This window comes from Bradyrhizobium sp. A11 (assembly GCF_042077125.1).
GTDB lineage: Bacteria > Pseudomonadota > Alphaproteobacteria > Rhizobiales > Xanthobacteraceae > Bradyrhizobium > Bradyrhizobium japonicum_B.
The window spans coordinates 226,849-242,198 of record NZ_CP149509.1; the positions used below are offsets into that span (position 1 = coordinate 226,849).

A 15,350-nucleotide genomic window follows, 5' to 3' on the forward strand; every position below is an offset into this window, starting at 1 on the left:
CCGGCCGAGGCTGGCGAGGTCGGCGCGCCACCCGTTCGGGTCGAGGACTTGGCCGACGTCTTGCCCGAAGTTCTTCCTGGGATCCTGCTCGGCGACTTCGACGGCTTTGCGCTCAGGCCACCGCCGCCACCGGCACGGCTCCAGGCAAGCCGTCGCCCGGACCGAACAGCTTGCGCACTTCGGCGGCCGGCTTCGGCGCGCTGAACAGATAGCCCTGCATCTGCGTGCAGCCGAGCGCACGCAGCATCTCACGCTGCGCCTCGGTCTCGACGCCCTCGGCGACCGTGGTCATGCTGCTGGCGGCGGCGATGTTCACCACCGCCTGCACGATCACGGGCGAACCGCTGGTCTCGGCGATGTCGGCGACGAAGCAGCGGTCGATCTTGATCTTGTCGAACGGGAAGCGCTTGAGATAGCTCAGCGAGGAATAACCGGTGCCGAAATCGTCCAGTGCGATGCGTACGCCGATCGAGCGGAGCTGGTGCAGGATCGAAAGCGCAGCCTCGTCGTCGCGGATCAGCACGGCCTCGGTGATCTCGATCTCGAGCCGGCGCGGGTCGAGGCCGGAGGCGGCGAGTGCGCCTGCGATCCGGAGCGCCAGCGTGTCGCATTTGAGCTGCACCGGCGAGACGTTGACCGCGACGCGGATATGCGTCGGCCAGGTCGCGGCCTCGTTGCAGGCCATGCGCAGCACCCAGTCGCCGAGCTCGGTGATCAGGCCGGTGTCCTCGGCGACCGGAATGAATTCGGCCGGCGACACCATGCCGCGCTCGGGATGGCGCCAGCGCAGCAGCGCCTCGCAGCCCGTGACCTCGCCTGAGCGCAGATCGACCAGCGGCTGATAGTGAATCTCGAAGCCGCCGTCCACCAGCGCCTGCCGCAAATCCTGCTCCATGCTCAGGCGCGCCCTGGCGCAGGCATCCATTGCCGGCTCGAAGAAGCGATGGGTGCGGCGCCCTTCGGCCTTGGCACCGTACATCGCGAGGTCGGCGTTCTTGACGAGCTGGTCGAGATCGGTGCCGTCCTGCGGCGCCAGCGCGATTCCGATGCTCGCGTCGGTGGAGAGCTGATGGCCGAGACAATGATAGGGCTGCCGGATCGCCTGGTAGATATGGGTCACGAAGGCCAGCACCTCGGTGGAGGATTGGATCCCGGTCTGGATCACCGCAAACTCGTCGCCGCCCAGTCGTGCGATCAGATCGCCCTCCTTGAGACAGCGGCGGAGACGGCCTGCGATCGCCTTCAATAGCTCGTCGCCGACGTGATGACCGAGCGAATCGTTGATGCCCTTGAACTCGTCGACGTCGATATAGAGCAGTGCGAACTGATCCCCGCCCGCGACCTTCGCCAGCTCACGTTCGATCTGCTCGCGGAACAACGTGCGGTTCGGCAGGTCGGTCAGCGCATCGTAATGCGCCATATGCGCGATCTTCTCGTCGGCCCGGCGCCGCTCGGTGACGTCATCGACGACATTGATGATGTAGCGCGGCTCGCCGGACTTGTCGCGGATGCCGATCCGGGTCGAGGTGATATAGCGCGGTCCGACAGCCGGCGTGTGCCAGACGTGCTCGTCCAGAAACAACCCGTTCGGCGACTGCAACACCCTGTCGTCGTCCCGGGTGATGATTTCGGCGGCTTCCGTCGGGTAAAGGTCGAATGCGCTCTTGCCGACGATCGTCTCCGCGGTTTCGTCGAGCTGGTCCTCGGCCACCTGGTTGGCCAGGAGATAGCGTCGCGTCCGGGCGTCCTTCACGGTGATCCGGGACGGGATATGGTCGATGATCTCCCGCAGGAAGGTGTGGTTGCGATCGCGCTCCTGTTCCAGGTGGCGGCGCTCTGTGATCTCTTCGATCGTGGCGACCCATCCGCCCTGCGCCAGCGGGGTGTTGATGACCTGGAAGGCGCGGCCGTTGGCCAGCTGATGAATTCTCGTGGAAACGGTGCCTTCGGCGACCACCCGCATGACGTCGGCGCAAAACGCCTCGACGTCGCCGTCAAACGCGCCCCGCTCCTTGCGATGATACATCGCCTCGCGGATGTGGCAGCCGGGCTTGATGACGTCGTGAGAGAGACCGAACATGTCGGCATAACGGCGGTTGCAGGTGACGATGGTGCCGCCCGCGTCATACAGGATCAGCCCCTGCGTCATGTTGTTCAGGGCGGTGTCGAGTCGCAGCCGCTCCGCTTCCAGCCGTTCCTGCGCTTCGCGGTTCTGCCGATTGATCTGGCGAATGATCAGGTAGAGGATCAGCGCGATGATGGTGGCCGAAATTGCGGCGGTGGTCACCATGAAACTGGTCTGCTGCCGCCAATCTGTCAGGGCCGCCGCCGTGGTGTTGGTGGCGAGGATAACGAGTGGGAAATGCGTCAGCGACGCGGCCGAGCCGAGTCGCGCCTCGCCGTCGATCGGGCTGTTGCCTCGCAGCGTCTGCAGACCGCCCTCGGCCAGCACCTTCTGCATCAGCGGCGCGTCCTTGAAGTTCCGCCCGATCAGCTCCTCTGCATGCGGATAGCGCGCCAGCATCTTGCCCTCGCGATCGAACAGCGAGATGGCCGTGCCCTCGGCAAGCGCGACGGATGCGAAATAGTGCCGGTAGCTGTCCGGGTCGATCCGGCGGACCATCGCGCCGAGGAAAGTGCCGTCCGCGCCGTTCAAGCGGCGGGCGACGATCGTGGTCCATTTGTTGATGATGAAGCTGCGGACGGATTCCAGCAACACCGGTTCGGACCGCGGGTTCGTCTTGAATGTCTGAAAGTAGGCCCGGGATGAAACGTTGACCTTGGGCAGCGGCTGGGCCCGCGACCAGTTGATCAGCTCGCCGTCGGCATCGTAGATCGCGATATCGCCGAGATAGGACACCGGGCTGATCTTGCCGCGCAGCATCTGGTGCGCCGCAGGCCCGGACATGCGCTCGCGGAACGTCTCCGGGGAGTTGATCTCCGCCAGGTTCATTTGCGCGATCAGATCGGCGGCGACGACGTCGGAATCCTCGAACTGCTGGTCGAAGTGCCGCGCGATCAGCTGCACCGTGTTTTCGAGCTCGCGCTCGCGATTGGACAGCGTGCGCTCGCGAAACTCGCCGACGGCCATGGCCGTCACGCCGAAGATGCCCGCGACCAGCAACACGCCGCACAGGGTCAACCACAGGACGGGACCACGGCGCATCAAGGCCTCCCAGCCGTTCCTTGCGGCTAGAGACGTTCCGGCGGCCACCGTGGAAAAGACCTGGCGCATTCCCCCTCCCTGGAGGAACACGAATACACCGCACAAATGGCCTAAACCTTAGGAAAGCCAGTTACCTAAGCATTAATCGAGTTGTGCGACCGCAGTCATACCTAGCCGAGCGGGAATCGCCTCGCGGTTGTGCTGCGCGCACGGCAATCGCCGCGCTGCATCATGAATCGTGCGTTAATGCGAACTGCCGGCGCTCTTGCCGCCCGCAGGGTTGCGCAGCCGTCCGACCACGCCGGTCGGGAAGAAGTAGACGCTGGCGATGAACAATAGTCCGAGCCACAGCAGCCAGCGGTCGGGATGCAGCAGCCCGGGCAGAAGCGGCAGGCCGGCCTCCGAGGCCGCGTTGGAGGCGACGCCCATCAGCGACTGCAAATAGTTCTGGGCGAGGATGAAGATGCTGGCGCCGATGATCGCGCCGTAGATCGTGCCCATGCCGCCGATCACGACCATCAGCAGGATGTCCAGCATGATCGAGAAACTGAGTGAGGTATCGGGACCGGCATAACGCAGCCACAGCGCGTTCAGGATGCCGGCGCCGGCGGCGACGAGGGCGGCGAGGCAATTGGCGTAGGTCAGGTGAAACACCGTGCGGAAGCCGAGCGCCTCGGCGCGAAAGCGGTTCTCGCGGATGGCCTGCAGCACCCGCCCGAACGGCGAGTTCACGACACGGAGCAAAGCGAGGATCATCAACGCGGAGCCGGCGAACACGAGGTAATAGGTCAGGATGCGGCCGTTGATTTCGAGGCCGAACATGTCCTTGGGGATCAGCACCGTGCCCGGCCGGAGCAGTTCCGGCAGCCGGAAGCTGCGCCCGTCCTCGCCGCCGGTCAGCCAGGACAGCTGCGAGGCCAGCACCTGGAAGGCGGAGGCGACCGCGAGCGTGATCATGGCAAAGAAGATCGCCGCAACCCGCAGCGAGAACAGCCCGATGGCAAGCGCGAGCAGGGCTGCGAGCGGCAGGCCGGTGACGATGCCGGTTGCGACCGCGGCCCAATTCGGACCCATCCCATACAGCGCGATGGCAATGGCGTAGCTGCCGATGCCGTAAAACATGGTGTGGGCGAACGACACCGAGCCGGTATAGCCGAGCAGGAGGTCGTAGGAGGCGACCAGCGCGGCGAAGACGCAGATCTTGGCCGCGACGTTCAGCGCCTTGGCGCCCGGAAACAGGAACGGCGTCGCCGCCAGCGCCAGGATGATGACGACGAGAACGAGCGTGAGGACGCGGCTGCGTGGCGGATCGCCGGAGAGGATCATCATCGGCTGGTCACCGCATAGAGGCCGCGCGGCCGCCACATCAGAATGGCGACCATCAGCAGGATGTTGGAGACGAGGGCGAGTTTCGGCACCAGGAAGCCGCCGTAATTGGCGACCATGGCCACCAGGATCGCACCGATGAAGCAGCCGCCGATCGATCCCAGGCCGCCGATGATGACGACGATGAAGATCAGCACGGTGAGGTCGTCGCTCATCGAGGCGTGGACCTGCTCGCGATAGAGCGCCCACATCACGCCGCCGAGGCCGGCGAGCGCCGATCCGGTCATGAAGACGCCGAGGAACAGGCGGCGGATGCGATAGCCGAGCGCCTCCACCATCTCGCGGTTCTCGACGCCGGCGCGGATCAGAAGGCCGAGCTTGCTGCGATTGAGCACGAGCTGGATCGCGATGAAGATGCCGAGGCCGATCAGCATCGCCAGCACGCGGTATTTTGCAATCGCGACATCGCCGATGATGAAGGAGCCGCGCAGCGAGGCCGGCAGCGGCATCGGGATGATCTGCGGTCCCCACAGCGCATAGAGCGTCTGCTCGGCCACGATGAGGCCGCCCGTCGTCATCAGGATCTGCTTCAGGTGCTGACCATAGACGGGGAGGATCAGCACGCGCTCGACGACGAGGCCGAGGGCGCCCGACACCGCCATCGAGAGCAGCGCGGCCGGGGCCAGCACCGCGAGGTTCATCCACAGCGAATCGGCCTGAATCGAAGCCGCGAACGGCGCCAGCACCAGGGTCGCAACATAGGCGCCGACGGCGATGAAGGCGCCGTGGCCGAAATTCAGCACGTCCATCAGGCCGAACACCAGCGTCAGCCCGGAGGCCATGATGAAGATCATCATGCCCATCGCAAGGCTCGCCGCCGTCAGCGTCAGCCAGGACGAGGTCGAGCCGATCAGCGGGATCATGAGCAGCGCGAGCGCGACCGGCAGCAGGATCGGCGCGAGATCGCGCTTCGGCTTCGGCAGGGGATCATTTGCGGCAAGTTCGGTCACTGATGTGTCTCCAGGCTCAGGCCGAGCAGCCGCTCCTGCAGCGGCACGTCGGCGGCGAGCGCCGCCATCTCGCCACGATGGACGATGGTGCCGTTGTCCATCACCAGCACGTTGTCGCCGAGCTCGCGGGCGGCGAAGAAGTTCTGTTCGACCAGCAGGATGGTCGCGCCCTTGCGCTTGATTTCCTTCAGGCACTCGATCAGCGCCATCACGATCGCGGGCGCCAGGCCCTTGGTCGGCTCGTCGATCAGGAGCAGCTTGCGCGGCTCGATGATGGCGCGGGCGATCGACAACATCTGCTTCTGACCGCCCGAGAGACTTCCCGCGCGCGACAGCCAGAACCGGCGCAGCGCCGGAAAGAAGCCGAAGATCCAGTCGAGCTGGCTGTCGTCGAGCGGGCCGTCGCGCGCCGCCAGCACGAGGTTCTCCTTCACCGTGAGATCGGAGAACACCGCCATGCTCTCCGGCACGTAGCCGACGCCGAGCCGCGCGATATCGGGCGTGGCGCGGCCCTCGATGCGCTCGCCACCGAGGCTGATCTCGCCGCTCGAGGCCTGCCACAGCCCCATGATGGTGCGCAGCGTCGTGGTCTTGCCGGCACCGTTGCGGCCGAGCAGCATCGTGACCTGTCCTTGCGGAACGGTGAGATCGATGCCCTGGAGGATGTGGTATCGGCCGATATGGGTGTGGACGCCGGAAAGTTTGAGCAAATCGGTCATGCGGCACTCTCTGCTGCGCTCTTGGGCGCGACGCCGAGATAGGCTTCCTGCACGATCGGCGAGGCGATCACCTCGGCCGGTGGGCCGTCGGCGACCAGCTGGCCGTTATGCAGCACGATGATGCGGTCGGCGAGCGAGCGCACCACGTCCATCTTGTGCTCGACCAGGAGGATGATCTTGCTCTTGTCCTGCTTGAGCTGCGCGATCAGGTTGAGGACGACAGGCACCTCGTCGATGCTCATGCCGGCGGTCGGCTCGTCGAACATGAAAACCTTCGGCTCGAGCGCGATCATCAGCGCGACCTCGAGCTTGCGCTGGTCGCCATGTGACAGCGCAGTCGCGGCGACGCCGCGGCGGCTGCCGAGCGCGACCTGGTCGAGGATGCCGTCTGCGCGTGCGATCAGGTCGCGGCGCACCATCCAGGGCCGCAGCATGTCGTAATGGGTGCCGTTTGCCGCCTGCACCGCCAGGCGGACGTTCTCTTCCACGGTGAGGTTCGGAAACAGATTGGTGAGCTGGAAAGCCCGTCCGAGTCCGGCGCGGGTGCGCAGCGGCGCGGAAAGCTGGGTGATGTCGGCACCGTCGAACAGGATGCTGCCGTGCGAAGCTCGCAGTTGGCCCGAGATCAGGTTGAAATAAGTGGTCTTGCCGGCGCCGTTCGGCCCGACGATCGCGGTCAGCTCGCCCGGACGGAACGTGCAGGAGACGCTGTTGACCGCAACATGACCGCCGAAGCGGATGGTGAGATCGCGGGTTTCGAGGGTGAGCGGCATCGAGAATCTTACAAATGATGAACCGGGATATATCCGCAGGTCACGCTGCGCTCCCTCCCCCGCGTGCGGGGGAGAGGGCGGTCTCCACAGGCGAGAGCCCCAAGAGGAGGAAGCCCTCTCCCGGCCTCTCCCATCCGCCTTCGCCAAGGCGGCGGCGGACAAGAGCGGGAGAGGTGAAGCAAGAAGACCTCAGCGCTTGTTCTTGACCGGAACTTGCATGTCCTCGATCTTCAGCTCGCGCACCGGCTCGAGCACCGCCCAGGCGACGTTCGGATCGACCTTGACCTTGAAGTGATACATGCTCTGCAGCGCCTGATGGTCTTCCTTCCGGAACACCATCTTGCCCTTCGGCGTGTCGAACTCCAGGCCCTCCATCGCCGTGATCAGCTTCTCGGTATCGGTCGACTTCGCTTTGGTGACGGCGGCGACGACGGACATCGCGGCGGCGAATCCGCCGGCGGTGAAGAAGTCCGGCGGCGCGTTGAAGCGCTTCTGGTGCTCGGCGACCAACCAGTCGTTCACCGGATTCTTCGGGATGTCGTAGAAATAATAGGTCGCGCCTTCCATGCCGGGCAGGCCCTTATAAGCGGCGAGCGCCGGCAGGATGTTGCCGCCGGTGGAGAGCTCGATGCCGTAGCGCTTCGGGTCCATATCCTGGAGCTTGGCCAGCGGATTGCCGGCGCCGGCCCAGATCACCCAGATCACCTTGCGGCCCGGCTTGTCCTTCAGCGCGTCGAACAGGCGCTGGCCGACCGCGGTGAAGTCGGTGGTCGAGGTCGGGGCATATTCTTCTGCGGCAAGCGTCGCGCCGGTCTTGGCAAGCGCGTCCTTGAAGGCGGCGACGCCGTCACGGCCGAACGCGTAGTCCTGCGCCAAGGTTGCGACGGTGACGCCCTGCTTGCCGATCGCGACCGCGTTGGAGATCGCGTCCTGCGAAGAGTTGCGCCCGGTGCGGAAGATGTAGCGATTCCACTTCTCACCGGTAATCTGGTCCGCGACCGCGGGCTCGACGATCAGGATCTTCTTGTTCTCTTCGGCGACGGGCAGAATCGCGAGCGCGGCGGCGGACGAAGTCGTGCCGATAGCGATATCGACCTTGTCGTCCTGATAGGCTTCGGCGAGCGCGGCCTTCGCAAGGTCCGGCTTGCCCTGGTCGTCCTTGGTGATGATGACGATCTTGCGGCCGTCGAGCGTCATGCTGCCCTTGGTGGCGTATTCGAAACCCATCTTCAGGCCGGTCTCGGTCTGCTTGGCATAGGCCTCGAGCGGGCCGGTCTTGCCGTAGATCAGTCCGATCTTGAGATCGTCGGCCCGTGCGGCGGTGCCCGCGGCGAGCGCGAGAATGGTTGTTGTTAAGATGAATGATCGACGCACGATGGTCCCTCCTGATGTAAAGCTTCTGGCAACAGCGATTTGCACAACGCTACGAACATTGCAATCGAACCTTCCGGCGACGCGGATCAGCCGCGCGAGCATGCATCATGTCTGGGCCTGCTGCATGCCGCGCGCGGTGCCGGCGCCTTCGACGTGGCGCCAGTCGGACTGCGCTTCTTCCGCGCTTTCGAAAATATGCGGCGCGACGCCGCGCTTCTCCAGGGCTTCGCCGAGCTTGATGCGCAGGAAGCCGGACGTGGTGTAGCGCGACACGCCGGAATAGAAGCGGTCAACGAGCCGGCGGACCATGGCCGAATACTCGTCCATCAGCTCCGGCAGGATGGAAAAATTGTCATAATTGACGATGGCGTAGACCCGGCGGCCGAGCGGTGCGAGCCTCGCCTCGACGATCGCAGCGATGGTGTCGATCTCGGCTCTGCTGCGCAGCGGATAGCGCTCCAGATTGACGAAGAACAGGTTTTGCTGCTCGTCCAGCGTGAAGCGCTGGTCGAGCGGAATGGTGAGCAGGCGCTCGCGCAGGTCCATCATGCCCTCGCGGAAGATGCGCTCGTCCATCAACGCGGGGTCGCGCGGGATCAGCGGCTTGAAATCCATCAGGCGCAGAATGTCGCGCTCGACGTCGATGCCGGGCGCGACCTCGGTGAGCTCGAGGCCGTCGGGCCTGAGCTCGAACACGCAGCGCTCGGTGACATACAGCGTGCGCTGCTTGCGGGCGGCGGCGAACGGGCCGCTGAAGGTGACATGCTCGACATTGCCTACGAATTTGCGCGACTTGGCCTCGTCGACGATGACGAGCTTCCCGCCCTCCACCGCAATACGTTGCTTGCCCGCGCCGAAAGTGCCGACGAAGATGACCTCCTTGGCGTTCTGGCTGATGTTGATGAAGCCGCCGGCGCCCGCGAGCTTCGGCCCGAATTTGCTGACGTTGAGGTTGCCGGCGCGATCGACCTGGGCGAGCCCGAGGAAGGCGGCATCGAGCCCGCCGCCGTCGTAGAAGTCGAACTGATAGGGCTGGTCGATCACGGCCTGCGTGTTGATCGCCGCGCCGAAATCGATGCCGCTCGCCGGGATGCCGCCGATCACGCCGGGCTCCGCCGTCAGCGTGATGAGGTCGATGATCCGCTCCTCGTTGGCGATCGAGGCGATGCCCTCGGGCATGCCGATGCCGAGATTGACGACGCTGTTGGCCTTGAGTTCGAGCGCCGCGCGCCGCGCGATGATCTTGCGCTCGCTGACCGGCATCACCGGCAGCGAGGCGGCACGGACGCGGATCTCGCTCGAGAACGCCGGATTGTACTGGGTGCCGAAGGTCTGCCAGTGATTCTCCGGCCTTGCCACCACGACGCAGTCGACCAGGATTCCGGGGATCTTGACCTGGCGCGGATTGAGGCTGCCGGCCTCCGCCACCCGTTCGACCTGGGCAATGACGATGCCGCCGGAATTATGCGCGGCCATGGCAATGGCGAGCGCCTCCAGCGTCAGCGCCTCCTTCTCCATCGTGAGGTTGCCGTCGGGATCGCCCGTGGTGGCGCGGATGATGCCGACGTTGATCGGAAAGGTCTTGTAGAGCAGGCATTCCTCGCCGCGCAGCGTGATCAGCTCCACCAGATCCTCGGTGGTGCGCGCGTTCAGCTTGCCGCCGCCCTGCCGGGGGTCGACGAACGTGCCCATGCCGACGCGGGTGATGTGGCCGGGCCGGTGCGCGGCGATGTCGCGGAACAGATGCGTGATGACGCCCTGCGGCAGGTTGTAGGCCTCGATCTGGCCGGTGACCGCTAGCTGCTGCAGTTTCGGCGCCAGCCCCCAATGTCCCCCGATCACGCGCCGGACCAGGCCGTCATGCGCGAAATGGTTGAGGCCGCGCAGCTTGCCGTCGCCCTGGCCCGCCGCATAGACCAGTGTCAGATTGCGCGGTTTGCCCTGCGTATAGGGCGCATCGCCCTCATTGGAGAGATAGAGCTCCTCCAGCGCGATCGCGATCTCCTCGGCAAAGCCGATGCCGACGAAGCCGCCGGTCGCCACCGTGTCGCCGTCGCGGATCAGCATGACCGCTTCGGCCGCCGTGACGACCTTGCCTTTCTCGGAATTGCGCAAATAGGGCAGAGCTGGATGATGGCTCACGGTGGTCCTCCCGATCCTTCGACCGCATGCCGATATTGTTTTGCGTTGATTCTATCGCAGGGACCGGCCCTGGAACAGCGTGCTCCCGCGAGAGCGGGCAGCAACGAGCAAGGTTTGCGCCAGATACCTTTGGCCCACGAAAGGCTGTCGGATCCAGGCAATTGCGGCATGGTTGGAGCCGAAAGAGTAGCCGGGCACCGTGTCAGGAATCCGAGACTCCGGACAGGTCCGTGTCTCGAAACTCAGACGGAGGCCTGCCCTGAGGCGAGGCCGAACTTGGCGAGCTTCTTGTAGAAGGTCGCGCGCGAGATCCGCAGCATCCTGGCGGCCTCGGAGATTTGGCCGTTGCTGGCGGCGAGCGCCTGTTCGAGCGTGTGCTTCTCGAACTCCGCCTCGGCTTCGGCATAGGGCACGACGAGGCCGGCCGGTCGCTCGGATGGCACGGGCCTGACCTCGGTGCCGATGGGAAGAATGCGCGCGACGTCCTCACCGGTCAGCCGGCCGGAATCGCTGAGGATCAGTGCGCGCTCCAGGATGTTGCGGAGCTCGCGGACGTTGCCCGGCCAGTCGTAGCGTGCGAGTGCGGCGAGCGCGCTCGGCGTGATCTTCGCCTTGACGTAGTCGCCGGAGGCGCTGATGTCCTCGAGCAGCCGGGCGCAGATATCAGGGAGATCGTCGAGGCATTGGCGCAGCGGCGGCAGGTCGATCGAGAGCACGTTGAGCCTATAATACAGATCGGGCCGGAACGCGCCGTCGCTGACGCGCTTGTGCAGGTCCACATTGGTCGCCGCGACCACGCGCACGTCGACCTTGGAGATCTTGTCCGAGCCGAGCGGCTCGATCTCGCGCTCCTGCAGCACGCGCAGCAGCTTGGCCTGCAATTGCAGCGGCATCTCGCCGATCTCGTCGAGGAACAGCGTGCCGCCGTCGGCGATGCGGAACTTGCCCTCGCGTCCTCTGCGATCGGCGCCGGTATAGGCGCCCGGCGCGGTGCCGAAGAATTCTGATTCGATCAGCGTCTCCGGAATCGCGGCGACATTGACGCTGACGAACGGCTTGTCTGCGCGCGAGGACGCGTTGTGGATCGCCTGCGCCAGCATCTCCTTGCCCGTCCCGGTCTCGCCGGTGAGAAGCACCGTGACGCTCTGCCGCGCGGCGCGCCCTGCCAGCGCCTTGGCCTGTGCGATGCCGGCCGTGGTGCCGACGAAGTCGGCAAAGGTGAAGCGCGCCGCGCGCGCATTCGACAATTGCCGGCGCGCCAGGCGCAGATCGCTTTCGAGCTGGGCGACGCGGGCGAGCAGCGGCTTCAGGCTTTCGAGGTGGTCATAGAGCACGAAGCCGATCGCGCCGATCACCGTCCCGTTCTCGTCCTCGATCGGCATCCGCGTGACCACCAGCTGCTCGCCGCCGAGCTCCATGATGTCGAGCAGGATCGGCTCCCCGGTCTCGGCCACCTTCCGCATCAGGCTGTTGGGGATGACTTCCTCGATCGGCCGGCCGATGGCCTCGCTGGTGCGATCGAGGCCGAGTGCTGCGAGATATTTTTCGTTGACGTAGACGACCCGCCCGCCGCGGTCGATCGCGATGGCGCCCTCGCAAAGCTTTTCCAGCCGTTCGAACAGCGTCTCCATCGCGCGCGCACGGAGATAGGCAGGATTGCTGATCGAGGACGAAGCGGACATGACATATCCTAGGGGAAGTCCGTCCGTGTATTAGCAAAAGGCCAGTGATTTCAAAGGGGAAAATGGCGGACGCTGAAGCCAGCTTAGCAACTGCCGTCGTCCCGGGGCGCGAAGCGAACCCGGGACGACAGCGGGGTATGTGGCGTCGCCTTCGTCCTACCGCCGATATCCGCTCGCCCGCGAATAGCCCTGGCGGTTCTGCTGGTGCGGGCGGCTCGCGACGTTGGCCCGCGCCTCGCTGGAGAGCGGCGTTGCGAGCTTCAGCTCCTCCAGGAAGATCGGCCGCGAGAAATAATAGCCCTGCGCGTAACGGATCTTGGTCGCGGCCTGGAGATAGGCGAGCTCCTCGTAGGATTCGAGGCCCTCGGCGATCACGGTCATGCCGAGCGCTTCGCTCAAGGATTCGATCGCGCGCAGGATGCCCTGGCTGCGCGGACGCTTGTGAATGTCGGTGATGAAGGAGCGGTCGATCTTGATCTCGTCCGCGGTGATGTCGGCGAGCGCCGAGAGCGAGGAATAGCCGGTGCCGAAATCGTCGATCGAGATGCCGACGCCGAGCTTGCGGAACATCGGCAGGATCTCGGACTGGAAATGATTCTTGGCGACGAAGGCGTCTTCCGTCACTTCGATCATGAAGCGCTGCGGAAAGCCGGTCTCTTCCAGCGCCCGCGCAAAGCTGCGCATGAACTCGGGGTTGCCGGCCTGCTTTGCGGCGACGTTGATGCTGATGGTCGCGTCGGCGCCGAACGTCGCGTTGATCGCGTCGATCGACTTGACGATCTCGGCGAGCACGAGGTGGGTCAGCTCGTCGATCAGGCCGAGCTCGCCGGCGAGATTGATGAACGAGCCGGGCGCCTGGATCACCCCCTCGTCGTCGCGCAGGCGTACCAGGGCCTCGATGCCCTTCACGGCCTGGGTGCGGATGTCGACCTTGGACTGGAAAGCGCAGCAGAAGCGCTTCTCGAGGATGGCCAGTCGCAGCGATTGCTCGATCTTCATCCGTGCCAATGCCTCGCGCTCCATGCTGGAGTCGAAGAAGGCCGCCGATCCCTTGCCGTCGTTCTTGACGCGGTACATCGCGATGTCGGCGTTCTGGCGCAGTGCCTCGAAGCTGCTTCCGTGATCGGGATAGAGGCTGATGCCGACGGAGGTGGAGGCGAACACCTCCGAATTGTCGATGAAGAACGGCGCCGTCAGCCGCTCCAGCGTCGATTGTATGAATTCGGCCACCTCCTCCACGCTCTGGATCGGCGACAGCAGCAGCAGGAATTCGTCGCCCGAGATGCGCGACAGCATGTCGGAATCGCGCAAGTCCCGCCCGAGCCGCTTCGACAATTCGACCAGCAGCGCGTCGCCGACGGCGTGGCCGTAATAGTCGTTGATATGCTTGAAATTGTCGACGTCGAGGAAGGCCAGCGCGAAACGCCCGCCGCCGTTCTCAGCAAGCAGGCTGTTGGCGCGATGCTCGATCACGCGCCGCGAGGGCAATCCGGTCAGCTCGTCGAAATAGGCCGAGCGGAACAGCTGGTCCTCGAAATTCTTCTGCTCGGTGATGTCGGAGGACGCCGAGATCAGGAGCTCGCGTCCGGCGAGGCGAACGGGACGATGGGTCGTGAGTAGTACCTGGCGCGCGGCGCCCCCGTGCAGCGCTTCCTCCATGACGACGGCCTGGCCGGCGCTCAGGGCGCGGCGACAGGCCTCGCGGCGCGGTGCCAGGTCAGGTGAAGGACGGCTGCCGTCGATGCCGAGCTGTGCGGCCGCGGCGTCGTTGACCAGCAGCAGCTCGCCATCCGCATCCTGCACGGTCAGGCCGGCCGGCAGCATTCTAACGATTTCCTTGAGAAAACCGAGCTCGGCTTCAGTCGCGCCGGAATATTCGTTGTCGTTCATAGATGTCATGAATCTTGTTGTTTCAGCGCGCTTTGCAATGGCCGCGATCTTGCGCGGTTCCCTCTTAAGTTTGGTTAAGGGGTCCGGAGAAATACGGGTCTGTTTTGGCGGAAACTTGCGGCGTTGCGGGGTGCGCTGACGATCGTCATTAACAGAGCGTCAACGGTGCCTGCGAAAAGCCGGCGAAGGGCGGATGCACTTTCGCTTGGCGCGCGCTGCTATTCGCTTCGCGGAATTCGGCACTGCATGATGCAATGCAGCCCGGTCTTCAGGTAGGAGATCTCGGTCCTGCCGTCGAACGCCGACAGGGCCGATTTCAGCAGCTTGGTGCCGAAGCCGGGCTCGGAGACCTTGTCCACGCTCGGCCCCTCGGTCTCGTCCCAGGTGATGGTCAGGCGGTCGTCGCTGACGGTCCACGACACCTGCAACAGGCCGCGCGGTGCGGAGAACGCACCATATTTGCCGGCATTGGTGGCGAGCTCGTGAAACATCAATGACAGCGTGACCGCGAGCCTCGGCGGCAGGAACAGTCGCTCGCCATTGAGGGTGAAGCGGACATGGCCGTAAGGCCCGAGCTCCGAGATGAGGAGATCGCGGATGTCGCAGCCGGACTTGTCGATCCGCGAGATCAGATCGTCGGTCGCAGCCAGCGAGCGCAGCCGCGGATCGACCCGGGCCCAGACCTGCGGCTGGTCATGCAGCACCTGGTGCAGCACGGCGTGAACCGTCGACAGCTTGTTCTTCAAACGGTGCTGGAGCTCGTCGACCAGCAGCTTGCGATACTCTTCTTCCTCGATCAGGCGCTTGGAGATCCGGCGCTGCTCCGCCAGCATGGTGCGATAGTGCTCGACGCCCCAGATGGTGAGCGCGCAGACCGCCCAATAGAGTGCGAGCAGGGCAAACCGTGCGCGATCGGCAAAGGCATCGCCGAAATTCACGACCACGCCCAGCACGCCGCCGACCAGCGCGGTCACGATCCCGATCCGGAAACCTCCGAGTGCGGCGGCAAAGAATACGGCCGGGAAGTACGGCGTGAAGTAGATGTCGGGGCGCACATGGGCGAGTCCCCAGCGCACCAGGGTCGCGGCCAACAGGCAGAGGACGGCAAAGGAGATGCTGAGACCGAGCGAGGGCGGCGCCGTCCCCTGCCAGCCTTTGCGGAACTCGTCGATCAGCTTCCCCATGCGCGGCCCAGTTGCGATAGGCATTCGAAAGGCGCGCGGCGCACCAGAATGTTACGCATGCCGCGCGCGCAAGCATAGCTTGCC

The 15,350-nt window shown here is 65.0% G+C and carries 10 protein-coding genes; all 10 read right to left on the reverse strand.

Annotated features, from left to right (window positions below; genetic code table 11):
- Positions 1-112: 112 nt before the first annotated feature.
- The 10 genes from WI560_RS01065 to WI560_RS01110 all read right to left on the reverse strand — a co-directional run bounded on the left by WI560_RS01065 (position 113) and on the right by WI560_RS01110 (position 15,266).
- Positions 113-3,235, reverse strand: a complete 3,123-nt coding sequence (locus WI560_RS01065) for an EAL domain-containing protein (RefSeq protein WP_375306549.1) — start codon at positions 3,233-3,235, stop codon at positions 113-115.
- Between the two features lie 174 nt (positions 3,236-3,409).
- A complete protein-coding gene (locus WI560_RS01070; protein WP_257197211.1) occupies positions 3,410-4,495 on the reverse strand; it encodes a branched-chain amino acid ABC transporter permease in 1,086 nt (361 codons plus the stop codon).
- On the reverse strand, positions 4,492-5,502 hold the full coding sequence (locus WI560_RS01075; protein WP_257178936.1) for a branched-chain amino acid ABC transporter permease: 1,011 nt from the start codon (positions 5,500-5,502) through the stop codon (positions 4,492-4,494). The genes WI560_RS01070 and WI560_RS01075 overlap by 4 nt, the downstream gene beginning before the upstream one ends.
- Entirely contained in the window at positions 5,499-6,221 is a 723-nt protein-coding gene (locus WI560_RS01080; RefSeq protein ID WP_375306550.1) for an ABC transporter ATP-binding protein, read from the reverse strand. The genes WI560_RS01075 and WI560_RS01080 overlap by 4 nt, the downstream gene beginning before the upstream one ends.
- Positions 6,218-6,994, reverse strand: a complete 777-nt coding sequence (locus WI560_RS01085) for an ABC transporter ATP-binding protein (RefSeq protein ID WP_375306551.1) — start codon at positions 6,992-6,994, stop codon at positions 6,218-6,220. Before WI560_RS01085 ends, WI560_RS01080 begins: the two co-directional genes overlap by 4 nt.
- 189 nt (positions 6,995-7,183) lie before the next feature.
- Positions 7,184-8,368 carry a substrate-binding domain-containing protein gene (locus WI560_RS01090; RefSeq protein ID WP_375306552.1) on the reverse strand — a complete coding sequence of 395 codons (1,185 nt, stop codon included), beginning with the start codon at positions 8,366-8,368 and terminating at the stop codon, positions 7,184-7,186.
- A gap of 105 nt (positions 8,369-8,473) precedes the next feature.
- Positions 8,474-10,510, reverse strand: a complete 2,037-nt coding sequence (locus WI560_RS01095) for an acyl CoA:acetate/3-ketoacid CoA transferase (protein WP_375306553.1) — start codon at positions 10,508-10,510, stop codon at positions 8,474-8,476.
- Between the two features lie 242 nt (positions 10,511-10,752).
- Entirely contained in the window at positions 10,753-12,192 is a 1,440-nt protein-coding gene (locus tag WI560_RS01100; RefSeq protein ID WP_375306554.1) for a sigma-54 interaction domain-containing protein, read from the reverse strand.
- A gap of 156 nt (positions 12,193-12,348) precedes the next feature.
- A complete protein-coding gene (locus tag WI560_RS01105; protein ID WP_375308969.1) occupies positions 12,349-14,082 on the reverse strand; it encodes a putative bifunctional diguanylate cyclase/phosphodiesterase in 1,734 nt (577 codons plus the stop codon).
- 218 nt (positions 14,083-14,300) lie between these two features.
- Positions 14,301-15,266 carry a sensor histidine kinase gene (locus tag WI560_RS01110; RefSeq protein WP_257178931.1) on the reverse strand — a complete coding sequence of 322 codons (966 nt, stop codon included), beginning with the start codon at positions 15,264-15,266 and terminating at the stop codon, positions 14,301-14,303.
- Between the last annotated feature and the right edge of the window lie 84 nt (positions 15,267-15,350).